Source organism: Pseudomonas sp. PDM15, assembly GCF_014851565.1.
In the GTDB taxonomy this organism is placed as follows: Bacteria; Pseudomonadota; Gammaproteobacteria; order Pseudomonadales; family Pseudomonadaceae; genus Aquipseudomonas.
Genome location: NZ_JACVAA010000002.1, coordinates 734,250 through 759,033 on the forward strand (window position 1 = coordinate 734,250; position 24,784 = coordinate 759,033).

Consider the following 24,784-nt stretch of genomic DNA (forward strand, 5'->3'; position numbering starts at 1 on the left):
CCGCGACTAGACCGGTGAGTCGCCGAGCGGCTGGAACTGCGCACGCATCCAGGCCAGGTAATCGACTACCCCTGGCTCGCCCTCGCGCGGCGCCCAGGCGGCCTGCTCGGCCTCAACCAACGGGCGATAGGGCCCGGCCTTGCACTCGAAGAGGATGCTGTCGGCGCTCAGCACAACCAGGGCGTGGAACTGGCCAGGGGCGAGATCGACGCCCTGACAGTCGCCGCCGGCTTCGAGCAGGCGGGTCTGCTGCAGACCGCCATCCTCGGTGAACAGCAGCAGGCCGATGCGCCCCTGCAACACCAGCAGGGTCTCGGCCTTGTCGGCGCAGAGATGACGATGGGGAGGAATATAGGTATCGGGCTGCAGCCCCACCGCCAGGCGATGGCAGGGCTCGCTCATGTCATGCAGGTTGTGGTGGGCGCGCCGGCGTGGGGCCTCGGCCGCCTTGCCCGCCAGCTCGGCGAACAGGGCACGATCGAGAAAGACCGGCACGCGCACTTACAGGCCTTTTACCGCGTAGATGCCCGCGGCGTTGCGCCAGTAGCCCTTGTAGTCCATGCCGTAGCCGAAGATGAAGCGGTCCTCGCACGGCAGGCCGACGTAATCGGCCTTGAGGTCCGGGCGGGCCTTGCGGTCGTGGGTCTTGTCGATCAGTACGGCGGTGTGCACGGCGCTGGCGCCGGCGTGCTTGCAGAACTCGATGATGGCCGAGAGGGTGTGCCCCTCGTCGAGGATGTCATCGATGATCAGCACTTCGCGGTCGATGAAGGAGATTTCCGGCTTGGCCTTCCAGAACAGCTCTCCGCCGGTAGTCTCGCTGCGGTAGCGGGTGGCGTGCAGGTAGGACAGCTCCAGCGGGAAGCCCAGCTTGGGCAGCAGCTTGCCGGCGAAGATCAGGCCGCCGTTCATCACACAGAACACCACCGGGTTGCGCTCGGCCAGTTCGCCGTTGATGGCCGCGGCCACCTGGTCGATGGCGGCCTCCACTTGGGCCTCGTTGAACAGGCAATCGGCTTCAGCCATGACTTGGCGGATGTGGGCGAGATCGGCGGACATGGCGTGCTCCGGATAAGTAGAAAGAGGGCTGGTAAAAAATTGCCGGGAGCAATTTTTCACGTCGCGCCAGCGACGGCCCGAAGGGCGACCGCCAAGGATGGTAGGTCATAAAAAATGGCCGGCAAAGGTACTCAGATGGGCGCAGGAGGGCAAGTCCGGCAGCATATTTTCTGACCAATCGAACAGCTAAACCGTTAAACTGCGCGGCTTCTAGACGGCATTACCAGTGCTTTACTCTAGCCAGAATTTTTTGCCCGCCCCGGAGACCCCTGCATGCCCATTCGTGAGATCCGCCATCCGCTGATCCGCCACAAGATCGGTCTGATGCGCCGCGCCGACATCAGCACCAAGAACTTCCGCGAACTGGCCCAGGAAGTGGGCGCCCTGCTCACCTATGAGGCAACCAACGACCTGCCGCTGGAAAACTACGAAATCCAGGGCTGGGCCGGGCCGGTGCAGGTGGAGAAGATCGCCGGCAAGAAGATCACCGTAGTGCCGATCCTGCGCGCCGGCATCGGCATGCTCGACGGCGTGCTCAGCCTGGTGCCGGGCGCCAAGGTCAGCGCGGTGGGCATCGCGCGTAACGAAGAGACTCTTCAGGCGCACACCTACCTGGAGAAGCTGGCGCCGGAAATCGACGAGCGCCTGGCGCTGATCGTCGACCCGATGCTCGCCACCGGCGGCTCCATGGTCGCCACCATCGACCTGCTGAAGAAGGCCGGCTGCAAAGAAATCCGCGCCATGGTGCTGGTCGCCGCCCCCGAGGGCATCAAGAAGGTCGAGGACGCCCATCCGGACGTGACCATCTTCACCGCCTCCATAGACCAGCGCCTCAACGAACACGGCTATATCATTCCCGGCCTGGGTGATGCCGGCGACAAGATCTTCGGCACCAAGCAGAAGGACGCCTGAGCATGAGCCAGCAGTTCAACGACCCGCTCTACCGCCAGGTGCTGTCCGGCGCGCAAATGCTCTTCGTCGCCTTCGGCGCGCTGGTGCTGATGCCGCTGATCACCGGCATGGACCCGAACGTGGCGCTGTTCACCGCCGGCGTCGGCACCCTGCTGTTCCAGCTGGCCACCGGGCGCCAGGTGCCGGTGTTCCTGGCATCGAGCTTCGCCTTCATCGCGCCGATCATCGCCGCCAAGGGTGAGTTCGGCCTGCCGGCGGTGCTCGGCGGCGTGGTCGCCGCCGGCTTCGTCTACACCTTCCTCGGCCTGGCCGTGAAGCTGAAGGGCCCGGGCTTCATCGACCGCGTCCTGCCGCCGGTGGTGATCGGACCGGTGATCATCGCCATCGGCCTGGCCCTGTCGCCGGTCGCGGTGAACATGGCCATGGGCAAGACCGGCGATGGCGCCGCCGAGCTGGTGCCCTACCAGACAGCCATGTTCATCTCCATGCCCGCGCTGGTCACCACCCTGCTGGTGGCGGTGCTGGGCCGCGGGCTGTTCCGCCTGGTGCCGATCCTCGCCGGCATCGCCGTGGGCTGCACCCTCTCGGCCTTCTTCGGCGTGTTCGCTACCGCCGGCATCGCCGCGGCGCCGTGGCTGGCCCTGCCCAACTTCGTCGCCCCCGAGTTCCACCTGGGCGCCATCCTGTACATGGTGCCGGTCGCCCTGGCGCCGGCCATCGAACACATCGGCGGGGTGATCGCGGTCGGTACCGTCACCGGCAAGGACTTCGTGCGCAAACCGGGCCTGCACCGCACTCTGCTCGGCGACGGCCTGGCCACCTCGGCCGCCGGCCTGTTCGGCGGCCCGCCCAACACCACCTACGCTGAAGTCACCGGCGCGGTGATGCTGACCAAGAGTTTCAACCCCAAGGTGATGACCTGGGCGGCGATCTTCGCCATCACCCTGGCCTTCATCGGCAAGTTCGGCGCGGCGCTGCAGGCCATCCCGGTACCGGTAATGGGCGGCATCCTCTGTCTGCTGTTCGGCTCCATCGCGGTGGTTGGCCTGAACACCCTGATCCGCCACCAGGTGGACCTGTCCGAGGCGCGCAACCTGATCATCGTCTCGGTGACCCTGGTGTTCGGCATCGGCGGCATGGTCATCGGCGGCAAGGAGTTCGCCCTCTCCGGCATCTCCCTGTGCGCCATCAGCGCCCTGGCGCTGAATCTGCTGCTGCCGGGCGGCAGCGCTTGGCACAAGCATCCGCCGATCGATCCGGAGATCTGAATGAAAAAGCCCCGCACTGGCGGGGCTTTTTCATGTAGCTCATGCAGGACTATTAGAACGGCTCGGCGATGTACTTGAACGGATAGTTGGCCGCCTTGTACTTGCCAATCTTGCGCTTCGGTAGCTTGACCTTGGGCTGTTCCACCGGCTGGTAGGGAATCTGCCCTAGCAGGTGGCTGATCAGGTTCAGCCTCACCCGCTTCTTGTCTTCCGAACGCGCCACGAACCAGGGCGCCCAGGGCGTGTCGGTGGACTCGAACATCTCGTCGCGGGCCTGGGTGTAGTCGTCCCAGCGGTTGAAGGACTTGATGTCCATCGGCGACAGCTTCCAGGTCTTGCGCCCATCGTCGATGCGCGCGTGCAGGCGCCGCTCCTGTTCTTCCGGGCTGACCTCCAGCCAGTACTTGAGCAGGATGACGCCCGACTCCACCACAGTGCGCTCGAACATCGGCGCCTGGGCGAGAAACTTCTGCACCTGGCTCTCGCTGCAGAAGCCCATCACCCGCTCCACCCCGGCGCGGTTGTACCAGCTGCGGTCGAAGATCACGACCTCACCCGCCGCCGGCATCTGCGTCAGGTAGCGCTGGATATACATCTGGCTCTTCTCCCGCTCGGTGGGCGCCGGCAGCGCCACCACGCGGAACACCCGCGGGCTGACCCGCTCGGTCAGCGCCTTGATGGTGCCGCCCTTGCCGGCGCCATCTCGCCCCTCGAACACGATCACCACCTTGGCGCCGCTGGCCACCACCCACTGCTGCAGCTTGACCAGTTCGACGTGCAGCTTGTGCAGTTGCTCCTCATAGTCCTTGCGCGAGAGTTTTGCGTCCGCTGCCTTGGCGGAGACCTCGGCCTTTCCCTGTGCTGACTTCTTCTGTTTGCTCATGTCGAACCCGTTGTTGATGACTACCTCCGACGAGCCTAGATCGCCATACGCAGGCTTGCCACGTGCCGAGCACACACCACGGCCGCTAGCAGTGCGTGGCAGTGCGCGCTATGGTCTGCAGCCACTCAAAGCCGCCAGCGGATGACAGCCATGTTCGACACACTTTCCCGCGTCTTCGGCTTCTCCCAGCTGCGTCCCGGCCAGGAGCGCGTGGTCAATGCCGTGCTCGGCGGGCGCTCGGCGGCAGCGATCTTCCCCACCGGCTCGGGCAAGTCGCTGTGCTACCAGTTGCCGGCCCTGCACCTGCCGCACCTGACCCTGGTGGTGTCGCCGCTGCTGGCGCTGATGCAGGATCAGCTGGCCTTCCTCCACGCCCGCGGCATCAGCGCGGCGAGCATCGATTCGGCGCAGAGCCGCGAGCAGAGCGCCGAGACCATGGCCCGCGCCAAGAGCGGCGAACTGAAGATCCTGATGATCTCGGTCGAGCGCCTGAAGAACGAGCGCTTCCGCAATTTCATCAGCCAGGTGCCGATCTCCCTGCTGGTGGTCGACGAGGCACACTGCATCTCAGAGTGGGGCCACAACTTCCGTCCCGACTACCTCAAGCTACCCGACTACCAGCGCCAGTTCGGCATTCCCCAGGTGCTGCTGCTCACCGCCACGGCAACGCCGCCGGTGATCGCCGACATGCAGAAGAAGTTCGCCATCGCCGCGGACGATGTGGTCACCACCGGCTTCTACCGGCCCAACCTCAACCTGCTGGTGGAGCCGGTGGCCGGGCGCGACAAGCCGCTTCGCCTGGTCGAATGGCTGGGCGCCAAGGCCGGTGAGCCGAGCATCGTCTACGTCACTCAACAAAAGACCTCTGAACAGGTGGCCGAGCAGCTCAGCCAACGAGGCATCGCCGCCAGCGCCTACCACGCCGGCATGCCGCATGAGGCTCGCGAGGCGATCCAGCGCCAGTTCATGGATGGGCGGATCAACTGCATCGTCGCCACCATCGCCTTCGGCATGGGCATCGACAAGAGCGACATCCGCAACGTGGTGCACTTCGACCTGCCCAAGTCGATAGAAAACTACAGCCAGGAAATCGGCCGCGCCGGGCGCGACGGCCAGCCGTCCGACTGCCTGGTGCTGGCCAACCGCGACAGCCTCAACGTGCTGGAGAACTTCGTCTACGGCGACACGCCCGAGCTGGGCGGCATCCGCCGCGTGCTCGACGAGTTGCTGGCCAGCGCGGCGGATGGCCAGTGGGAGCTGATGCTCAACCAGCTCTCCGAGCACAGCAACATCCGCCAGCTGCCACTCAAAACGCTGCTGGTGCAGCTGGAGCTGCGCGGCATCATCGCCCCGCGCTACGCCTACTTCGCCGAGTATCGCTTCAAGTACCTGGTCGAGCCCGAGGTGCTGCTGGCCAAGTTCGAGGGCGAGCGCCGGCAGTTCGTCGAGGCCATAGTCGCCAGCTCCAGCCGGGCGCGCACCTGGTGCACCGTGGATTTCGACGCCCTGTACAACCAGCACCAGGCCGAGCGCGGCCGGGTGGTCAAGGCGCTGGACTTCTTCCAGGAGCGCGGCTGGATCGAGCTGGAAAGCAAGCAGATGACCGAGGTCTACGCGCTGCTCGACCCGCGCTTCGATGCGCAGCAGCTGAGCGCCGAACTGCACGCCTACTTCAAGCAGCAAGAAGCCAGCGAGATCCGCCGCATCCACGCCATGCTCGATCTGTTCGCCACCGACCAGTGCCTGAGCCAGCGTCTGGCCGCCTACTTCGGCGACAGCAACGCACCGCAGCGCTGCGGACATTGCTCGGTGTGCCACGGCCAGGTCGCCCGCTTGCCTGCAGCACCGACGCTGCGCCCACTGGCCGAGCAGAACCTGAACGCCCTGTGCGCCAGCTTCAGTCAGCGCCATCGGGAATACAGCGGCGAAGCGCCGAGCAGCGAATGCCTGACGCGCTTTCTCTGCGGCATCAGCGTGCCGCTGTTCACCAAGCTCAAGGCGCGGCAGATTCCCGGTTTCGCCGCGCTGGAGGACTATCCGTACGCCGAGGTACGCGATTGGGCCGAGCGCCACGCCTAGCGCGACAGGCTCACCCGATAGGCCCCATCCGCATCGATCTCCCCTACCCCGCCGGGCGTGCCGAGCAGCAGCTCATTGCCCACCTGCACCACGCTGCTGAAGCTGGGCAGTGTGCTGCCCGGCGAGGCCTGCAGGCTTTCCAGCACCCGGCCCTCGCCATCGAAGCGGAACACGTGCGGATAACGGCTGGGCCGCGCCAGCAGCGCCGGCGGCAGGCGCGAGGCGACCTTGCGCAGGAACGGCCAGGGCCCCAAGGCATCGAGCACGGCCTTGCGTGGCGAGAAGAACGAGCACCAGTAACTGCCATCCGGGGCGATGGACAGGTCGCCAGGGAAACCCGGCAGGTTGTCCACCAGCACCTCGCGCTGGCCGGCCCGTGCCCCGCCTATCCACAGGCGAGTGATGCGATAGGCACCGGTTTCCGCCACCAGCAGGTAGGACTCGTCGGGACTCAGCACCACACCATTGGCGAACTGCAGGCCGTCCATCACCCGTTCGATGCGCCCGTCCGGGTAACGCACGAAAACGCCACCGTCACCGCCGTGCTCCAGCAGCGAGCGCTTGTTGTCGGCCAGGCCCCAGCGGCTGGAAGCCTCGGTGAAGAACAGGCGGCCATCGCGGGCCATGAACACGTCGTTGAGGAAGGTGAAGCGCTGCTGCGCAGCGCTCTGCACCAGCACCTGCGCCTGGCCGTCGGGCGTGATGCGCCAGACCTTGGCATTGGCCTCGTCGGCCGCGTACAGGCTGCCGTCCGGACCGAAGTTCATGCCTACCGGGCGCCCATCCAGAGTGACAAAGGTCTGTGCCGCCGCCCCGGCAGCCCAACGCAGGATGCGCCCATCGCCGATGCCGCTGTAGCGGCGACCCTGGCCATCCACTACCACCGTGTCCGGGCCGTCCAGGCCTGACTGCTCCAGCACCGCGCCATCCAGCCGTGTGTTGGGTGCCCACACGCCTTCGGCCCTGGGCAGCGGGCCGGGCTGCCAGGCCCGCGGCTGCAACTCTGTGGGCCAGAACAGCAGATAGAAGCAGCCAGCCAGCACGAGAAATAGCAGCGCTCTACGCATGAGGAGAATCCCTGTTGATCTTGTTGGCAGCCTACTTTCATGGGCCAACCGACAGCCTTGCCTGCAAGGCCAAAGCACTGGCCTTGCAGGCATGCCGATCGGGCCGTCAGAAATTGAAGGCGAGATCGGCGCCGAGGTACCAGTTACGCCCCGGCGCCGGTTCGTAATAGCGGCCATTGCCCTCGGCCACGATGACCGAGCCGATGTAGTCGCGATCCAGCAGGTTATCCAGGCGCAGGGTCTGGCCGAAGGTCCATTGCTGCAAGGTCTGCTCATGGCGCACGCGCCAGTTGAACACGGCATAGCCCGGTGCCGGGCGTTGCTGGTTGCTGTCCTCGACATACACCTTGCTGCGATACAGGCCCTCGATGGCCGTGGATAGCCTGTCGCTGGGGCGCCAGAGCAGCTCGCCGTACAGGGTCGTGGCCGGCACACCAGGCAATCGATTGCCCGCCTCGATCTGCCGCCCGGCGCTGCTGAAGTGCTGGTCGTAGGTCGCCTGCAGGTAGGTGTAGGCCAAGCTGGCCTGCCACTGCTCGCCCCACTGCTGTTCCAGACTCAGCTCGACGCCACGGCGCAAGGTCTGGGCGGCATTCTGGTAGGTGCTGCGCCCGGAGGATGAGCCGGCCACGACCAGTTCGTCGTCAGTCTCGATCTGGAACAGCGCGGCATTCAGCCGCGCCCCTTCGCCCAGCAGGGCCTTGAGGCCCAGCTCGTACTGGATGCTGGTTGCCGCATCGAGCTGCAGGTTGAAGCCGCCGGCAGCGGGCGAATAGGCCAGTTCGCTCAGGGTTGGCGTTTCGAAGCCCTGACCGACGCTGAAATAGCCGTGCAGCTCGGGGCTGAAGGCATACAGCACGCCAAAGGCCGGCGTGCTCTGCTGGTAGGTGCGGCTGCCGCTGTCGTCGCCATTGCTGCGGTAGTGATCGTCGACCTCCACCTCGACGCGGTTGTGCCGCACGCCCGCCTGCAGGGTCCAATCACCCAGGCGCCAGTTGGCCTGCAGATAGGGATCGAGGCTGGTGACCCGGTCGAGCTCGTCGCGACGCAGCTGGCCCTTCACGCCCAACTGGCTGCCGACGAAATTCTCGTAGCCCTGACGGTCATCCTCACTCTGGTCGTAATCGAGCCCGAGCACCCACTCGAACTCGCCGGGCAACGCCTCCACCGGTTGCAGCCAGCGCAGGCTGCCGCCGTGGAACTCGCGGTCGAAGTCGATCACCCCGCCGGCTTGTTTCGGGTTGCCCTGCACGGCGACGGGAATCGACTGATACTGCACCACCCGCCGCGTTCCCGCATACAGAGTGGCCTGCAGGCTGGCCGCGCCGAACTGACGCTCGACGTTCAGGCCCAGCTGCTGCTGATCGATGCTCTTGCGTGTGTCGAACAGCTCGGCCACCGCCGGCGCCGAGCGCGGATCGGCCCGGTAGGCGTCCCAGGTCAGCCCCAGCGGATCGTCGCTCTGCTGGTTGAAGTCGCTGAAGCTCAGGGCCAGGCGCGTGTCGTCGTCCGGATGCAGGCTGAGCTTGGCGAAGGTCTGTTCGCGCAGGGCCGCGCTGTGGTCGCGGTAGCCGTCGGTATCCAGCCGTGAGCTGTCGACGAGGAAGCCGCCCCACTGAGTGCCGCCCTCGGCGCTCAGCCGCTGCCGGCTCAGCTGGTCGCTGCCCCAGGCCGAACCGGCAGACACCTGTGGCGGCCCCTCGCCGTCACGGGAGAACAGCTGGATCACGCCGCCCGCGTTGCTGCCGTACAGGGTTGCCATCGGCCCGCGCAGCACCTCGATGCGCTCGGCGCTGTCGAGATCGAAGGTGGCCAGCTGGCCCTGGCCATCCGGCGTGCTGGCCGGAATGCCGTCAACCAGCAGCTTGATGCCGCGCACGCCGAAGGTGGCACGGGAGCCGAAACCACGCGACGACACCTGCAGGTCCTGGGCGTAGTTCTGCCGGTTCTGCACCACCAGCCCCGGCACCCGCTGCAGCACCTCGGAGGCATTGATGCCCAGCTGCCCCTCGCTGATGGTGCGCCGATCCAGGCTATCGACCGAGAACGGCAGGTCGAAGCTGCGCTCGGCGCTGCGCGAGCCACTGATCACCGAGGGATCGAGCTGCACGGTCTCACCGGCCAGCAGCGGGCCGGGCAGCAGCAGCGCGAACAGTGCGGGGAGGCGCCGCGACACCCGCCTACTCACTCGCCTTGGCGCTGACGCGCCAGATCAGGTTGCCGACATCGTCCGCCACCAGTAGCGCGCCCCGGTCATCGACCACCACGCCCACCGGGCGGCCCATGGCCTGTTCCTCGCCATCGAGGAAGCCGCTCAGCACATCCTGCGGCATGCCACTGGGTTTGCCGTCCTTGAAGGGTACGAAGATCACCTTGTAACCGCTGTGCGGCTTGCGGTTCCACGAGCCGTGCTGACCGATGAACATGCCCTCCTTGAAGGGTGGCAGCTTTGCCTGGTCGGCAAAGGCGATGCCCAGCGAGGCGGTGTGCGCGCCGAGGGCGTAATCGGGAACGATGGCCTGGGCCACCAGCTCGGGCTTCTGCGGTTGCACCCGGGCATCGACATGCTGGCCGAAGTAGCTGTAGGGCCAGCCATAGAAGCCGCCGTCCTGCACCGAGGTGATGTAGTCCGGCACCAGGTCATCGCCGATCTCGTCGCGCTCGTTGACCGAGGTCCACAGCTTGCCGCTCACCGGCTCCCAGGCCAGGCCGTTGGGGTTGCGCAGGCCGCTGGCGAACAGGCGCTTGTGGCCGTTGGCCGGGTCGACTTCCCAGATCGCCGCACGCCCCTTCTCGATCTCCATGCCGTTCTCGCCGACATTGCTGTTGGAGCCGACGGTGACGTACAGCTTGCTGCCATCGCGGTTGGCGATGACGTTCTTGGTCCAGTGGTGATTGATCCCGGCCGGCAAGTCGGTGACCTTTTCGCCGTCGGCCTCGATACTTGTCTGGCCGGCCTTATAAGGGAAGCGCAGCAAGGCATCGGCATTGGCCACATACAGCTGATCGCCCACCAGCGCCATGCCGAATGGCGAGTGCAGCTGGTCGAGGAACACGGTGCGCATCTCGGCGACGCCATCGTGGTCGGCATCGCGCAGCAGGCTGATGCGATCCGCGCTGGGCACCCCGGCGCCTGCCTTCGCCATCACCTTGCCGGCGATCCAGTCTTTCAGACCGCTACTTTCACGCGCCGGCGCATTGCTCTCGGCCACCAGCACATCGCCGTTGGGCAGCACATACAGCCAGCGCGGATGGTCCAGGCCAGAGGCGAACGCGTTGACCTGCGTGCCGGGGGCAGCCACAGGCTTGCCACCATCGGGCCAGCCCACGGCAGGGGCGATATTGACGGTGGGCAGCAGCCCCTCGCTCGGCGCCGGCAGTTGCGGTTTCGGGCCGTAGCCCTGCTCAATCGCCAGGTTCGAACCATCGCTACAGCCGGCAAGCGAAACCGCTACCAGCAGGCCGGGCAGAAGTGAACGTGCGTGCATGGCGTACTTCCTTTGTTGTTGTGCTCTGGCGTTGACCACCGCCTGCTGCGGGGATTCCGCTTGTCGATTCGGCACAACACTACCAGCACGCAACCGCCATCGGCGGCGAAATCACCACAGATCGTTTCTCACCTACCTACATGGCGCGTCAGGCGATCAGGTCCCGAGTTTCCTGATAGGTGGTGATGGCCTCGATGGCTGTCCGCGTGGTCACCGTCTGCTGCGGGCCGAAGGTCAGCTGGTTGGCCTCGGCCCGCTGCTGGGTCAGGTTCTGCGGCGTCAGCGGATCGTCCTGCTCAGCAGGCTGCTGCAGCTGATCGGCCCGTTGGGCCTCCAGTACCCGCTCCACCTGCTGCTGACGCAGTCGATCCTGCAGGTTGCTGGTGGCTTCGTCTGCGGCCAGCCGAGCCTGCTCGGCAAGCTCTTCACGCAGCAGCTGCCGCCGCTCCTCGGCCAGCTCCTGCTGGCGCGCGGAACGCTCGGCGGCCCGTTCCCGCACCAACGCCAGACGGTCCTGCAGCCGCTCGCTGCTGATGGGGTTCAGCTCCGTGTCGAACCGGTTACGCACGGGGCCCAATGCGGTCTCGCTGTCATCGATCGCCCGCAACGGGCGCGGCTCGTAGAGATTGCTGCCAATGGGGTTGATGGCGATAGCCATAGGGTGCTCCCTGGATTTCGGCCTGGGAACCTTATTCTATGGCCTCGCCAGCGCTGGCTTTAGGCGGATGGGACATAAGGCGCGAGCGCAGATGTTCTAGCACTTTTTTCGGCGTTGTCGGTCGCGCCGCTAATGGGCAATCCGCTTCAGCCATCGCCAGCGCCCATGGCAGAGGCGCTGGCGCACGGTGCACCGCTGCGCCTGCGCAATGCCCGACCTAGAGCCTTCGCGCCTCGCTTGCACATCGCCTGAGTGGAAGAGAACACGACGAACGGTAGGATTCAGGCCTGGTCCAGGGCCTGGATCTGCTCGACCAGCCACTGCAGGGACGTGTCGCGGCGGCGCAGATCGAGGCTGACGATCTCCAGATGGAACGGCCCCAGCTCGAACGGCAGGTCGAACAGCTGCAGCGGCAGCAATCCGGCGAAATAGCGCGCCAGTCGCGTGGGCAGTACCGCCACCAGCTCGCCACTGGCGGCGATGTGCGCAGCCTGCAGATAGTTCGGCGTGGTGTAGACGATCTCGCGGCTCAGGCCCTGCTCGCCCAGCCACTGCTCGACCATGCCGCGGGTCTGCCCGCCGTGCACCCAGAGGTGGCGCAGCTTGAGGAACGCCTGCAGATCCAGCCCACGCGCCAGCAGCGGATGGTCGCGACGCGCCACCAGCTGCAGGGTCTCGCTCATCCAGCGCACGCCATTGAAGCGCGGCGGCAAGGCCTCGAAGCGGCCCAGGGCGAGGTCGATCTCGCCCTTCTCCAGCGCCTCGGCCGGCAGCCGTGGCGACAGGTGGCGCACGTCGATGCGGATGCCCGGCGCCTGCTCGGCCAGGCGCGCCAGCAGACGCGGCATCAGCAGCATCTCGGCGTAGTCGGTCAGGGCGATGGTGAAGCGCTGACGGCTGCGCGCCGGGTCGAAGCGGCTGCCCTCACTGAGGCTCTCCTCGATCTGCCGCAGCGCGGCACGGATCGGTGCCTCCAGCTCCAGGGCCCGTGGCGTGGGCTGCATGGCGCGACCGACGCGCACCAGCAGCGGGTCGTCGAGCAGGTCGCGCAGGCGCCCCAGCGCATTGCTCACCGCCGGCTGGCTGAGCGCCAGGTGCTCGGCGGCACGCGACACGTTGCGCTCGCGCAGCAGGGCATCGAGTACGCGCAGCAGGTTGAGGTCGAAGGTCGATATATTCACGAGCGGAATTCAACTTATCACAAGTCAAAATTTCTCAAATAGTACAGCGGTACTTAAGGTGCGTCAGTTTTCGCTATCGCGTTCGAGGAAAGGCTATGAGCAATAACTACAAGATCGAGCAGGCCGCCGTGATCGGCGCCGGCACCATGGGCCGCGGCATCGTCATCAGCCTGGCCAACGCGGGCATCCCGGTGCTCTGGCTGGACAACAACCCGGAGATGGTCGAGGCCGGCCTGAAGATGGCCGAGGACACTTGGGCGCAGAACGTCGCCAAGGGCCGCATCAGCACCGGTGAAGCCAGCCTGCGCCTGTCGCGCATCCAGGCGGTGAACGACTACGCCGACCTGGCCGAGGTCGATCTGGTGATCGAGGCCGTCTACGAGAACCTCGAGCTCAAGCAGGAAATCTTCCGCACCCTCGACCGCATCGTGAAGCAGGGAGCCATCCTCGCCAGCAACACCTCGGCGCTGGACATCGACGCCATCGCCGCCGTCACCGCCCGCCCGCAGGACGTGCTCGGCCTGCACTTCTTCAGCCCGGCGCACATCATGAAGCTGCTGGAGATCGTGCGTGGCGCGCAGACCGCGCCGGCCGTGCTGGATGCCGCCGTGGCCCTGGGCCAGCGCATCGGCAAGATCAGCGTGGTGGCCGGCAACTGCGACGGCTTCATCGGCAACCGCATGCTGCACACCTACGTATTCGAGGCGCGCAGCATGCTCCTCGAAGGCGCCTACCCGCACCAGGTCGACAGCGCCCTGCAGGGCTTCGGCTTCGCCATGGGCCCGTTCCGCATGTACGACGTGGTCGGCATCGACCTGGAATGGCGCGCCCGCGAACTGGCCGGCAAGGGCCAGGACGTGGCCCAGGTACAGGTCGACAACCGCCTGTGCGAACTCGGCCGCTTCGGCCAGAAGGCCGGCAAGGGCTACTACAGCTACGCGCCGGGCAGCCGCCAGGCCGAGCATGACCCGGAAGTGGACGCCCTGGTGCAGCGCGAGGCCGAGCGTCTCGGCTATCAGCGCCGCAATGTCGGCCCCGAGGAAATCCTCGAGCGCTGCCTGCTGGCCCTGGTCAACGAGGGCGCGAAAATCCTCGAGGAGAACATCGCCGCCAACGCCCATGACATCGACCTGGTGTATCTGAACGGCTACGGCTTCCCCGCCGACAAGGGCGGGCCGATGGCCTGGGCCGACGCCCAGGGTGTGGCCGCCATCCGCGAGCACCTGCTGCAACTGACCGAGCGCTTCGGCGCGCACTGGCAGCCGGCCGGGCTGATCGACCGCCTGGTGGCGGACGGCAAGCGCTTCGCCGACGTACAGGAGGGCCGCGCATGAGCTATCAAGCCCCCCTGCGCGACATGCGCTTCGTCCTGCATGAACTGTTCGATGTCGCCGGCCACTGCGAGCGCCTGGGCAACGGCCTCGACCGCGAGCTGATCGACGGCGTGCTGGAAGAGGCCGCGGCCTTCACCGGCAACGAGATCGCCCCGCTCAACCGCAACAGCGACGAGGAAGGCTGCCGCCTGGAAAACGGCAAGGTCACCACGCCCAAGGGCTTCCGCGCCGCCTACCAGCAGTACGTGGACAACGGCTGGGCGAGCATGACCGGGCCGACCGATTTCGGCGGCCAGGGCTTCCCGCAGCTGGTGGCCTTCGCCTTCCACGAGATGCTGATGGGCGCCTCGCTATCCTTCCGCATCTATTCCGGCCTCACCGAGGGCGCGGTGCTGGCGCTCGACAAGCACGGCAGCGACGAGCTCAAGCGTGACTACCTGGGCAAGATGGTCAGCGGCCAGTGGACCGGCACCATGTGCCTGACCGAGCCCCAGGCCGGCACCGACCTGGCCCTGCTGCGCACCCGCGCCGAACCCCAGGCCGACGGTAGCTATCGCGTCACCGGCAACAAGATCTTCATCAGCGGCGGCGAGCAGGATTTCTCCGAGAACATCGTGCACCTGGTGCTGGCGCGCCTGCCGGATGCCCCGGCCGGGGTGAAGGGCATCAGCCTGCTACTGGTACCCAAGTTCATCGCCAACGCCGACGGCACGCCGGGGGCGAAGAACGCGCTGAGCTGCGGCGCCATCGAGCACAAGATGGGCATCAAGGGCGCCTCCACCTGCGTGATGAACTTCGACGGCGCCACCGGCTGGCTGGTTGGCGAGGCCAACCAGGGCCTGGCGTGCATGTTCACCATGATGAACGACGCGCGCTTCCAGGTCGGCCTGCAGGGCCTGGGCATCGGCGAGGCGGCCTTCCAGGGTGCCCTGCGCTATGCCCGCGAACGCCTGCAGTCGCGTGGCCTGACCGGCGCCGTCGCGCCCGAGAAGGCGGCCGACCCGATCATCGTGCACCCGGACGTGCGGCGCATGCTGCTGACCCAGAAGACCCTGGTCGAAGGCTGCCGCATGCTCGCCGCCTACACCGCGCGCCAGCTCGACCTGGAGCATGGCGCCGAAGAACCAGCCGCGCGCAAGGCCGCCGGCAAACGCGCCGCGCTGTTGATCCCGATCGTCAAAGCCTTCTTCACCGACATGGGCCAGGAAGTCGCAAGCCATGCGGTGCAGGTCTACGGCGGCCACGGTTTCATCCGCGAGTGGGGCATGGAACAGCTGATGCGCGACAGCCGCATCACCCAGCTCTATGAAGGCACCAACGGCATCCAGGCCCTCGACCTGATCCGCCGCAAGCTGCTGGGCGACGGCGGCGCCGAACTCAACGCGCTGATCGACGAACTGGCCGCCCACGCCCGCGACGCCGCCGCACAACCGGCCTTGACCGAATCCGCACGCCTGGTCGAGCAGCGCCTGCAGCAATGGCGCGAGCTGGCTGCCCAGGTGATCGCCAACAGCCAGGCCGATGCCCAGGAAATCGGCGCGGCTTCGGTGGACTTCCTGCAGTACTCGGCCTATGTGTTGCTGGCCGGCTTCTGGCTGCAGGCCGCCGCCACCGCGCAGCAGGCGCTGGACGCTGGCACTGGCGAGGCGGCCTTCTACCAGGCCAAGCTGCACAGCGCGGACTTCTACCTGCGCCGCGTGCTGCCACGCGCCAGCAGCCACCGCGAGGCCCTGCTGGGCGGCGCGGACTGCCTGATGGCGATGGCCGAAGAGAGCTTCGCGTTCTGAAGCCGCTGTGAAATTGGCGTTGCGCGCGGCGCTGCCCTGCGGGTTTCTGCATGGGCATCCCCGCGCTCACCCCAACCTTGATTCCACCAAGAGGCACGCATGAGAAAAACAACAAGAGTGCTGACCCTGATTCTGCTACCGCTCGCCGCGCTGCTGGCCGGGCTGTATCTGTACTTCCTCTACACGCCGGCGCCGACCGTGCCGGAGCTGAGCAGCGAACTTCGCCACGACCGTATTGCCGTTGGCGAGCGCCAGCGCGACTTCGCCTTCTACCGCCCAGCCAAGCTGCCGGCCAAGGCGCCACTGCTGTTCGTGCTGCACGGTTCGCTGCAGAGCATCGCCGACATCCGCACCTACAGCGCCTACGCATTCGAGCGACTGGCCGATGAGCACGGCTTCATCGTGGTCTACCCCCAGGGCTTCAAGAACAACTGGAACGACTGCCGCCGCGCCGCCGACTACCCGGCGCGCACCCGCAACATCGACGATCTCGGCCTGCTCGCCGCCCTGGTGCAGCGCTTCGCCGCCGAGCACGGCGCCGACCCGCAGCGCGCCTTCCTGGTCGGCTACTCCAACGGTGGCCAGCTGGGCCTGCGCGCGGCGCTGGAGCGTCCGCAACTGCTGGCTGGTGTCGCCGCCGTGGCGGCCAACCTGCCGACCGACGCCAACCTGGATTGCGCGCCCTCCGGCCAGGCCGTATCGGTGCTGCTGATGAACGGTACCCGCGATCCGATCAACCCTTACAACGGCGGCCCGGTCAGCCTGTTCGGCTTCGGTGACCGTGGCAACGTGCGCTCGGCCTACGAGTCGGCGCTGTACTTCGCCAATCTCGCTGGCTACCCGCGCGATGCCGTGCGCAGCAGCACGGCCTGGAACGATCCAACCGATCCGGCGCAGCGCGTCAGCCTCGACCAGTGGCAGGCCGAGGGTCGCGCCGAGGTCGCCCTGTACGGGGTGATCGGCGGCGGCCATCTGCTGCCCCAGGCCGGCTTCCGCGCGCCACGCCTGCTCGGCCCCACCCTTTCCGGTTTCGACGGCCCGCGCGCCATCTGGGACTTCTTCGCCCGCCAGCGCCCGACGCCGGCGCAGCCCTGACCTTCGGAGGATTCGTCATGCAACCCTTCAGCTTCGCCACCACCGCGCAGATCCTCTGCGAATCCGGCGCCGCCGCGCGCCTCGCCAGCCTGTGCCAGGAGCGCGGTGCCCAACGCGTGATGCTGGTCACCGACCCCGGCATCACCCGCTTCGGCCTGCTCGACGGCGTACTGCCCGGCTTCGCCCAGGCCGGCGTGGCCGTGGAAGTGTTCGACCAGGTGATCGCCGACCCACCCGAGGCCATCGTGCTCAATGCCGTGGAGCGCGCACGCGCACTGGGCGCCGACCTGGTGGTCGGCTTCGGCGGCGGCAGCTCGATGGACGTGGCCAAGCTGGTCGCCCTGCTCGCCCACCCCAACTGCCAGCAGGCGCTGAAGGACATCTACGGCGTGGGCAACGCCCGCGGCCAGCGTCTGCCGCTGATCCAGGTGCCGACCACCGCCGGCACCGGTTCGGAGGTCACGCCGATCTCCATCGTCACCACCGGTGAAACCACCAAGATGGGCGTGGTCTCGCCGCTGCTGCTGCCGGACCTGGCGCTGCTCGACGCCGAGCTGACCCTCGGCCTGCCGCCGGCAGTAACCGCTGCCACCGGCATCGACGCCATGGTCCACGCCATCGAGGCCTACACCACCAAGCTGAAGAAGAACCCGCTGTCCGATCTGCTGGCCCGCGAGGCCCTGCGCCTGCTGGCCGCCAACCTCGATCAGGCGGTGCACAACGGGCAGAACCGCGAGGCGCGCCAGGCCATGCTGCTGGGCGCCTGCCTGGCCGGCCAGGCCTTCGCCAACGCGCCGGTGGCGGCGGTACACGCCCTGGCTTATCCGTTGGGCGGGCATTTCCATATTCCCCATGGCCTGTCCAACGCCCTGGTGTTGCCGCATGTGCTGCGCTTCAACGCGCCGGCGGCCACGCCGCTATACGCCGAACTGGCGCCACTGCTGCTCGGCGAGCGCTTCAAGGGCGGCAGTGCCGAACAGTGCGCCGCCGAGTTCATCAACGAACTGGCCGCGCTGAACCAGCGCTGCGGGTTGCCCAGCCGCCTGCGTGATGCCGGCGTGCCGGAGGCCATGCTGCCGACCCTGGCCAGCGACGCCATGCTGCAGCAGCGCCTGCTGGTGAACAATCCGCGCGAGGTCAGCGAGGCCGATGCGCTGGCCATCTACCAGGCGGCGTATTGAATGGCTCCCTCTCTCTCCGGGAGAGGGCTGGGGTGAGGGTGCTGCAGGCGACTCGGGGCAGTTGTAGGGTGGATCGGCGCGCGTAGCGGTCGCTTTGTACATCCACCATCGGCCCCACCCGGTGGATCGATAAAGCGCGATCCACCCTACGAATGACGACTCACCATCGATAAGGGCCAATACAGCCCACGAATCAAAGTATCCCGCGCACCACCCAGGCCTTAGGGTGGTACGCAAGCACGAGGACCGAGCATGAACCCACCGCAGCACCTGCGCGGCGACTACGCCCACTTCCAGCCGATCACCACGCGCTGGCACGACAACGACGTCTACGGTCACGTCAACAACGTCGTCTACTACGGCTTCTTCGACAGCGCGGTGAACACCTACCTGATCGAGGTCGGTGGCCTGGATATCCACGAGGGCGAGGTGATCGGCTTCGTGGTCAGCTCGTCGTGCGACTACTTTGCCTCCATCGCCTTCCCCGAGCGCATCGAAGTCGGCCTGCGCGTCGGCAAGCTGGGCAACAGCTCGGTGCAGTACGAGCTGGCCATCTTCAAGGCCGGCGAAGACGAAGCCTGCGCCGCCGGACGCTTCGTCCATGTGTTCGTCGACCGCGCCAGCAACCGGCCGGTGCCGATTCCCGAAAACCTGCGTACGGCGCTCGCCCGCCTGCTGCGCGACTGATAAAGAGCCACAACAGAGGATTCCGCCATGCAAGACGCCGTCATCGTCTCCACCGCCCGCACGCCGATCGCCAAGGCCTTCCGCGGCGCCTTCAACGACCTCAAGTCGCCGTCCATGGCCGCCGTCGCCCTGCGCGCCGCCGTCGAGCGTGCCGGCATCGAGGCTGCCGAGATCGAGGACGTGGTGATGGGTACCGCCATGCAGGGCGGCACCGCCTCTACCAACCTCGGCCGCCTGTCGCTGCTGGCCGCCGGCCTGCCGCTGTCGGTCAGCGGCCAGACCATCGACCGTCAGTGCGCCTCGGGCCTGATGGCCATCTCCATCGCCGCCAAGCAGATCATGGTCGACGGCATGGCCGTCACTATCGGCGCCGGCCAGGAGCAGATCAGCCTGGTGCAGAACACCCACATGAAGTGGACCGCCACCGACTACGACCCGGCCGTGGTGAAGATGGCCGAGCACGCCTACATGCCGATGCTGCAGACCGCCGAGCTGGTCGCCAAGCGCTACGGCATCAGCCGCGAAGCGCAGGACGCCTACTCCCTGCAGTCGCAGCAGCGCACCGCCGCGGCCCAGGCCGCCGGCCTGTTCGCGGGCGAGATCGTCCCGGTCACTGCCCGCAAGAAGCTGGTGGATAAAGAAACCGGCGCGGTCAGCTTCGAGGACGTCACCCTCAGCCTGGACGAGGGCAACCGCCCGCAGACCGTGCTGGACGACCTGACCAAGCTCAAGCCGGTCATCGAGGGCGGCTGCATCACCGCCGGCAACGCCAGCCAGCTGTCCGACGGCGCCAGCGCCAGCGTGCTGATGAGCGGCACCCTGGCCGCCCAGCGCGGCATCCAGCCCCTGGGCCTGTACCGCGGCATCGCCGTGGCCGGCCTGGCCCCGGAAGAGATGGGCATCGGCCCGGTGTTCGCCGTGCCCAAGCTGCTCAAGCAGCACGGCCTCACCGTCGACGACATCGGCCTGTGGGAACTCAACGAAGCCTTCGCCTGCCAGGTGCTGTACAGCGCACAGAAGCTCGGCATCGACCCGGCCAAACTCAACGTCAACGGCGGCGCCATCTCCATCGGCCACCCCTACGGCATGAGCGGCGCTCGCATGGTCGGCCACGCCCTGCTGGAAGGTAAGCGTCGCGGCGTGAAGTACGTGGTGATCACCATGTGCGTCGGCGGCGGTATGGGTGCGGCGGGGCTGTTCGAAGTACTGTAAAGCCCTGGTTGTTCGCAGGTTGAGAACGGAGGCTTCGGCCTCCGTTTCTCTTTTCGTCTAGGACAGTTCAACCACGTAAAAAAGGCATAGACAGCCCATATACCGGTCAGTATGTTCCCGTCGCCAGTGCCACCAGTGCGCCGACTACAAGGAACGTTAAATGAAACATCTTTTCATCGTGCTGCTAGCTTTCATGATTGCTGGCTGCATTACACCGTCCTACAAGCCCCAGAACATAGAAGTCGGTGGTGCCTATACCCAGGTCGGCACCGGAATTACCTTCCCTCCCTCTTCCGGCATCTTCCGACGTGTTCAGTTGGTCAGTTTCAACCAGCAAGCTAGCCACATGTATGTTGGCTACAACTCCGAACTGATTGCCCAACCCATTACCGTATCGGCATACGTTTACCCTGGGCCGGCGATCAGCTCCTTCGGTTCGCCTCCTGAAGTGATCGCTACCGCGCGGCAGAAGCTATGGAGCGATCATCAGGAGCAGCAAAAACAGGAGATTCTCCTAGCCCACCCTGGTGGACAGCTCATAGCCGAAAGCGCCGTAACACTTCCATACCGAGGCCAAAGCGTGTCCGGTCTCCGGGTTGACTATGAATTCCAAGAGCCCTTCCAGGGTGAAGTGCAAAAGATCAATTCCACGCTCTATCTCTTCGACTTGGGCGACAACATTCTCAAGTTCCGCGTTTCGTCCCCGATTAGCGTGGACAGCGAAGCTCCGGTCGCCAAACTGATGGCCGAGCTCATGAATACCGCCAGCTGATCGGACCAGGAAATATCCCCTACCCTCAAATGCATTCGCCGGTTATGAACGGAGGCTACGGCCTCCGTTCTTGTTTGTATTTGCCCTGCTCTGCCGAGTCAGTCGCTCTCCAGCAGCGATTGCAGCGGCGCTGGGGCATATAGCGCGCTCTGGAAATTCGGCACGTATTCGTACTTCACCATCTCGCCCAGATCCAGGGCCTTGATGTAAGTCGACAGGCTGCCATCGCTGAGTCCCAGCTTCACCGAATCTTCATCGGTGCTGGAGGCGTGGCTCAACTGGCGTGACAGCGCGTAGCCATAGGTCAGCTCGCCGTTGTGGCCGATATTGGTGAAGCTGTTGGTGATCAGATCGGCTTCATCGGAAAGCTCGCTCAGCTTGTCCGTCTCCAGCGTGACGTCGACTTTCCCCGTCTGGCTGTCGATGATCTCGAAGACCACCGATTGGTCGTTTTCCTTGAAGTGGATCCCGGTCAGCCACTTGGGCAGGTTGTAGCCGACCACGCCCCTGACCCTGGCGAGTTCCGTGTTGACCGGAAGTTTGAGCACATAGCCCCAGAAGTCCTTCGACATCGACTGGCCGACCAGGGAGATCGGACCCAGGTTGGAGTCTCCGGGCTTGTTGGTAACGATGGACAGCGAGATCTCGTTGTAGCTGTCGTTGTCGCAGTATTCATAGACGTAGCCGGTCAACGCGACCAGGCCCCTGCCCGGCCACACCTGCAGCGGCTGCACCTGCTCCAGCACCTGCGCGGGCATCAGCGACTTCAGCTTGTCCAGGTCAGCGGTGAAGACCGCCGTGACCTTGCTGTTCTTGTAATAGAAGTTGGGCGAATAGGACTCGAAGCCCATGTCGACCTTGGTCTTCTTGAGTTCCCTGAACCAGCTCAGGTCGATATCCGGCGCTTCGGCCGCGATAACGGAGAGCGGGGGATTGGAGTGGTAGCGGTCGTACAACCCGCCCGCCGGCACCGGGATGCTGTGGCCGGCGATAACGGTGGTTGCGGTCTCTGCCTGCTGGGTAGACGGCGCATCCGCCGCCCATGAAGAAATTGCGATGGCATTCAGGAAGACTCCTGCCGCTAATGCAACCCTGGTGAATTTCATGTCTGTTGGTTCTCCGTGTCGTGGTGGGGTTCTTGCCTGCTGAACCCGGGTTTGCGCCTCTGGGTCAGGACCTCGAGGGGCGGGGCACGGAAACCCTAACTTTAAACTTAACTTTAAGGTCAAGCGCGACATGCACGGCTTATCAGCGGCCATAGAGGCTGCGCCGACCGATTGGATTTACCAACGGGTATGTCGTCTCAGGGGCGCAACCAGAAGCGGTTGTCCGTAGCCGGAAGGCCTTCCGGCAGATCGCTCTGCAGAATCAGCAGACGCCGCTGCGCCAGCTTGCTGCGCCGCAGCTGCTCGCCGAAATGGCGCAGGAACAACTCGCGAAAGCTGCCATCGGCCTGGATCAGCGTCAGGCCTTCCTCGAAACGCTGACGCAGCTCCGGCTCAGCGCGGTTGAAGGTGAAATACACCGGCAGCGGGTAGACCAGCGCCAGGCCAGGCTCCACCATCAGCTCGGGGTACCGCTCGGGATGGTCGCCCACCTCGTCCCAGGCCTCGTGCAGCGCACGGTGGTAATAGTCGAACCGGCGCTCGGCAAGCATGGCCAGAAGGTTTTCCGGGTGCGCGCTACCGACCACCGGCAGACGATTGAGGGCGAACAACGGATAGTCGCTCCACTGGCTGCCGAAACCACCTCGCAGGCGACGCAGGTCGTCCAGGGTTTTGACCCGGGCGAAGCGCGGTGCATCTTGGCGATGGATCAGCAGCAAGCGGTAGCCGAGCATGCCGGCATGCAGATCGAAGGGGATCATGCGCAGGTCGCGAAGACGCTCGGCATTGGGCGGCACATAGGCCAGGTCGACCATGCCGGCGCGCAGTTGCGCCAGGCAACGCTCCTGCGGCGGGTCCACGCCATCCGCCGGAGCCACGTGCAGCGCGCCGTGGGTCACTTCCGTGCGCTCGAGAATCAGTCGAGTCAGCTCGAGGCGGTAAGCATAACGGCTGGCATCATGCTGGCAGACGCGCAGCTCGGCCGCCTGCAGGCTGCCGCAGAGCAACAGAGCGGTCAGCAGCCAGCGCGACGGAGTCACGGTCACAGCTCCTGCGGTGCACGCTCGCAGAGGATTTTCAGCGCCTCGACCCACTGCGGGTGATCGTTCAGGCACGGCACCAGCACCAGCTGTTCGCCACCTGCTTCCTGGAACTGTTCACGGCCGCGATCGCCGATCTCCTCCAGGGTCTCGATACAGTCGGCGACGAAGGCCGGGCACATCACCAGCAGCTTCTTCACCCCGGCCTTGGCCAGTTCGTCCAGCCGCGTCTCGGTGTAGGGCTCGATCCACTTGGCGCGGCCCAGGCGTGACTGGAACGACACCGACCACTTGCCCGCCGGCAGCCCGGCGCGTTCGGCGAACAGCTCGGCACTGCGCAGGCACTGAGCGCGATAGCAGTGAGCGAGCACCTGGGGCGAAGCGGTACGGCAGCAGTCGGCGCCCTTCAGGCAATGGCCGCTCGGGTCGAGCTTGTGCAGATGGCGCTCGGGCAGACCGTGGAAGCTCAGCAGCAGATGATCGAAATCCTGCTGCAGGTGCGGCCTGGCGCTGGCCACCAGGGCGTCGAGGTATTCCGGCTCGGCGTAGAACGGTGGCAGCTCGGCGAACTGCAGCGACAGGTTCTGTTCGCGCACTACCCGGCGCACTTCCTCCAGCGCGGTGGTGGTGGTGCTGTCGGCGAACTGCGGGTAGAGCGGCGCCAGGGTCACCTTGCGCACACCCTGGGCCACCAGCCGCTTGAGCGTCGTCTCGATGGACGGCTCGCCGTAGCGCATGGCGAGCTCCACCGGGCCGTGCGACCAGTGCGGCTGCATGGCCTGCTGCAGGCGACGACTGAGCACGATCAGCGGCGAACCGCCCTCCCACCAGATCGACGAGTAGGCATGGGCCGATTGCTCGGGGCGCTTGATCAGGATCAGCGACACCAGCAGCCGGCGCAGCGGCCAGGGCAGGTCGACCACATAGGGGTCCATGAGGAACTGGTTGAGATAGCGACGCACGTCGGCAACCTCCGTGGAGGCCGGCGAACCCAGATTGATCAACAGCAGGGCATGATCGGTCATGCGGTGTCCTTGAACAGGTCGGCCAGGGCCGAGTCGAGATCGGTGAAACGGAATTCGTAGCCGGCGGCCAGGGCGCGCTGCGGCAGCGCCTTCTGCCCGCCGAGCAGCAGCCCGGACATCTCGCCCAGGCCCAGCCTGAGCAGCGGACCGGGCAGCGGCAACAGTGCCGGGCGACCCAGCGCACGGCCGAGGGCGCGGGCGAAGGCCTTGTTCCTGGCCGGCTGCGGCGCGCAGGCATTATAGGGACCGCGGGCGTCTTCCCGCTGCAAGAGAAAATCGATCAGGCCGATTTCATCCTGCAGATGGATCCACGGCATCCACTGCCGACCATTGCCGATCGGCCCACCCAGCCCCAGGCGGAACGGCGGCAGCATGCGTTTGAGGAAGCCACCGTCGCCGGCCAGGACCAGCCCGGTGCGCAGCAGCACCACGCGGGTGCCCTGCTCCTCGGCGCGCTGCGCCGTCTCCTCCCAGGCGCCGCACAGCTGAGCGGCGAAGTCCTCGACCACCGGCGGGCTGTCCTCGTGCAACTCTCGCTCGCCGCCATCGCCATACCAGCCTACGGCGGAACCGGAGATCAGCAGCCGCGGTTTATGGTCGCGGCTCTCCAGCCAGGCCAGCAGCTGCTCGGTCAGCGTCACGCGGCTGGCCCACAGCAACGCCTTGCGCCTGTGCGTCCAGGGCCGGTCGGCGATGGGCGCGCCGGCCAGGTTGATCACCGCATCCAGCGGACCGTCGCCGTAGTCCTCTAGCCGGCCGATGCCACGCACGGCGGCGCCGCACAGCGCGGCGACCCTGTCCGGCGTGCGACTCCACACCGTCAGCTGGTGTCCCTGCCGCAACCACTGGCGACACAGGGCACGTCCGATCAGACCTGTACCGCCGGTCAGCAATATGTGCATGGCATCCTCCTCGCATGGCGTTAACCACCTGTCACGCCCTAGTCTGAA

The 24,784-nt window shown here is 66.2% G+C and carries 22 protein-coding genes; 10 read left to right on the forward strand and 12 right to left on the reverse strand.

Annotated elements, in window-relative coordinates:
* Nucleotides 1-6: 6 nt before the first annotated feature.
* On the reverse strand, nt 7-501 hold the full coding sequence (locus tag IB232_RS07600; RefSeq protein ID WP_192397898.1) for a WbuC family cupin fold metalloprotein: 495 nt from the start codon (nt 499-501) through the stop codon (nt 7-9).
* Entirely contained in the window at nt 502-1,059 is a 558-nt protein-coding gene (locus tag IB232_RS07605; RefSeq protein WP_192397899.1) for a hypoxanthine-guanine phosphoribosyltransferase, read from the reverse strand.
* 273 nt (nt 1,060-1,332) lie between these two features.
* On the opposite strand from IB232_RS07605, the gene upp reads away from it, so the two are divergent.
* Entirely contained in the window at nt 1,333-1,971 is a 639-nt protein-coding gene (upp, locus tag IB232_RS07610) for a uracil phosphoribosyltransferase (RefSeq protein ID WP_192397900.1), read from the forward strand.
* Between the two features lie 2 nt (nt 1,972-1,973).
* The gene (locus tag IB232_RS07615; protein WP_192397901.1) at nt 1,974-3,239 is read left to right on the forward strand and encodes a uracil-xanthine permease family protein; all 1,266 of its coding nucleotides are present in this window, start codon (nt 1,974-1,976) and stop codon (nt 3,237-3,239) included.
* Between the two features lie 52 nt (nt 3,240-3,291).
* On the opposite strand, the gene ppk2 is transcribed toward IB232_RS07615, so the two are convergent.
* Nucleotides 3,292-4,122 carry a polyphosphate kinase 2 gene (gene ppk2 / locus IB232_RS07620; protein WP_192397902.1) on the reverse strand — a complete coding sequence of 277 codons (831 nt, stop codon included), beginning with the start codon at nt 4,120-4,122 and terminating at the stop codon, nt 3,292-3,294.
* Nucleotides 4,123-4,272: 150 nt separating this feature from the next.
* Between ppk2 and IB232_RS07625 the strand changes: the two genes are divergently transcribed.
* On the forward strand, nt 4,273-6,201 hold the full coding sequence (locus IB232_RS07625; RefSeq protein ID WP_192397903.1) for an ATP-dependent DNA helicase RecQ: 1,929 nt from the start codon (nt 4,273-4,275) through the stop codon (nt 6,199-6,201).
* Here IB232_RS07625 and IB232_RS07630 read toward each other — a convergent pair.
* The 5 genes from IB232_RS07630 to IB232_RS07650 all read right to left on the reverse strand — a co-directional run bounded on the left by IB232_RS07630 (nt 6,198) and on the right by IB232_RS07650 (nt 12,595).
* Nucleotides 6,198-7,268, reverse strand: coding sequence for an SMP-30/gluconolactonase/LRE family protein (locus IB232_RS07630; protein WP_192397904.1), 1,071 nt, complete (start codon nt 7,266-7,268; stop codon nt 6,198-6,200). The two genes, IB232_RS07625 and IB232_RS07630, sit on opposite strands and share 4 nt — an antisense overlap.
* Before the next feature lie 106 nt (nt 7,269-7,374).
* On the reverse strand, nt 7,375-9,444 hold the full coding sequence (locus tag IB232_RS07635) for a TonB-dependent receptor (RefSeq protein WP_192397905.1): 2,070 nt from the start codon (nt 9,442-9,444) through the stop codon (nt 7,375-7,377).
* Between the two features lie 4 nt (nt 9,445-9,448).
* Nucleotides 9,449-10,756 (reverse strand): PQQ-dependent sugar dehydrogenase, encoded by a 1,308-nt coding sequence (locus tag IB232_RS07640; RefSeq protein WP_192397906.1) that lies wholly within the window; start codon nt 10,754-10,756, stop codon nt 9,449-9,451.
* 148 nt (nt 10,757-10,904) lie between these two features.
* Nucleotides 10,905-11,414, reverse strand: coding sequence for a hypothetical protein (locus IB232_RS07645; protein WP_192397907.1), 510 nt, complete (start codon nt 11,412-11,414; stop codon nt 10,905-10,907).
* A 281-nt stretch (nt 11,415-11,695) separates the two neighbouring features.
* Nucleotides 11,696-12,595: a LysR substrate-binding domain-containing protein gene (locus IB232_RS07650; protein WP_192397908.1), complete on the reverse strand. Its 900-nt coding sequence runs from the start codon at nt 12,593-12,595 to the stop codon at nt 11,696-11,698.
* Nucleotides 12,596-12,690: 95 nt separating this feature from the next.
* Here IB232_RS07650 and IB232_RS07655 point away from each other — a divergent pair, with 95 nt between their 5' ends.
* The 7 genes from IB232_RS07655 (at nt 12,691) to IB232_RS07685 (ending at nt 20,663) form a co-directional block, all read left to right on the forward strand.
* On the forward strand, nt 12,691-13,929 hold the full coding sequence (locus tag IB232_RS07655) for a 3-hydroxyacyl-CoA dehydrogenase (protein ID WP_192397909.1): 1,239 nt from the start codon (nt 12,691-12,693) through the stop codon (nt 13,927-13,929).
* Entirely contained in the window at nt 13,926-15,716 is a 1,791-nt protein-coding gene (locus IB232_RS07660) for an acyl-CoA dehydrogenase C-terminal domain-containing protein (protein WP_192397910.1), read from the forward strand. The genes IB232_RS07655 and IB232_RS07660 overlap by 4 nt, the downstream gene beginning before the upstream one ends.
* A 99-nt stretch (nt 15,717-15,815) precedes the next feature.
* A complete protein-coding gene (locus IB232_RS07665) occupies nt 15,816-16,811 on the forward strand; it encodes an alpha/beta hydrolase family esterase (protein WP_192397911.1) in 996 nt (331 codons plus the stop codon).
* A 17-nt stretch (nt 16,812-16,828) separates the two neighbouring features.
* Nucleotides 16,829-17,992, forward strand: coding sequence for an iron-containing alcohol dehydrogenase (locus tag IB232_RS07670; protein ID WP_192397912.1), 1,164 nt, complete (start codon nt 16,829-16,831; stop codon nt 17,990-17,992).
* A 252-nt stretch (nt 17,993-18,244) separates the two neighbouring features.
* Entirely contained in the window at nt 18,245-18,679 is a 435-nt protein-coding gene (locus IB232_RS07675) for an acyl-CoA thioesterase (RefSeq protein ID WP_192397913.1), read from the forward strand.
* 27 nt (nt 18,680-18,706) lie between these two features.
* Nucleotides 18,707-19,891, forward strand: coding sequence for an acetyl-CoA C-acyltransferase (locus IB232_RS07680; protein WP_192397914.1), 1,185 nt, complete (start codon nt 18,707-18,709; stop codon nt 19,889-19,891).
* A 160-nt stretch (nt 19,892-20,051) separates the two neighbouring features.
* Nucleotides 20,052-20,663, forward strand: a complete 612-nt coding sequence (locus IB232_RS07685) for a hypothetical protein (protein ID WP_192397915.1) — start codon at nt 20,052-20,054, stop codon at nt 20,661-20,663.
* A gap of 98 nt (nt 20,664-20,761) precedes the next feature.
* Here IB232_RS07685 and IB232_RS07690 read toward each other — a convergent pair whose 3' ends face one another.
* The 4 genes from IB232_RS07690 to IB232_RS07705 all read right to left on the reverse strand — a co-directional run bounded on the left by IB232_RS07690 (nt 20,762) and on the right by IB232_RS07705 (nt 24,736).
* Nucleotides 20,762-21,769, reverse strand: a complete 1,008-nt coding sequence (locus IB232_RS07690) for an acetoacetate decarboxylase (ADC) (protein WP_192397916.1) — start codon at nt 21,767-21,769, stop codon at nt 20,762-20,764.
* Between the two features lie 197 nt (nt 21,770-21,966).
* Entirely contained in the window at nt 21,967-22,809 is an 843-nt protein-coding gene (locus tag IB232_RS07695; RefSeq protein ID WP_192397917.1) for a substrate-binding periplasmic protein, read from the reverse strand.
* A gap of 2 nt (nt 22,810-22,811) precedes the next feature.
* A complete protein-coding gene (gene hemH / locus IB232_RS07700) occupies nt 22,812-23,834 on the reverse strand; it encodes a ferrochelatase (protein ID WP_192397918.1) in 1,023 nt (340 codons plus the stop codon).
* A complete protein-coding gene (locus IB232_RS07705) occupies nt 23,831-24,736 on the reverse strand; it encodes a TIGR01777 family oxidoreductase (RefSeq protein WP_192397919.1) in 906 nt (301 codons plus the stop codon). Before IB232_RS07705 ends, hemH begins: the two co-directional genes overlap by 4 nt.
* Nucleotides 24,737-24,784 lie beyond the last annotated feature (48 nt).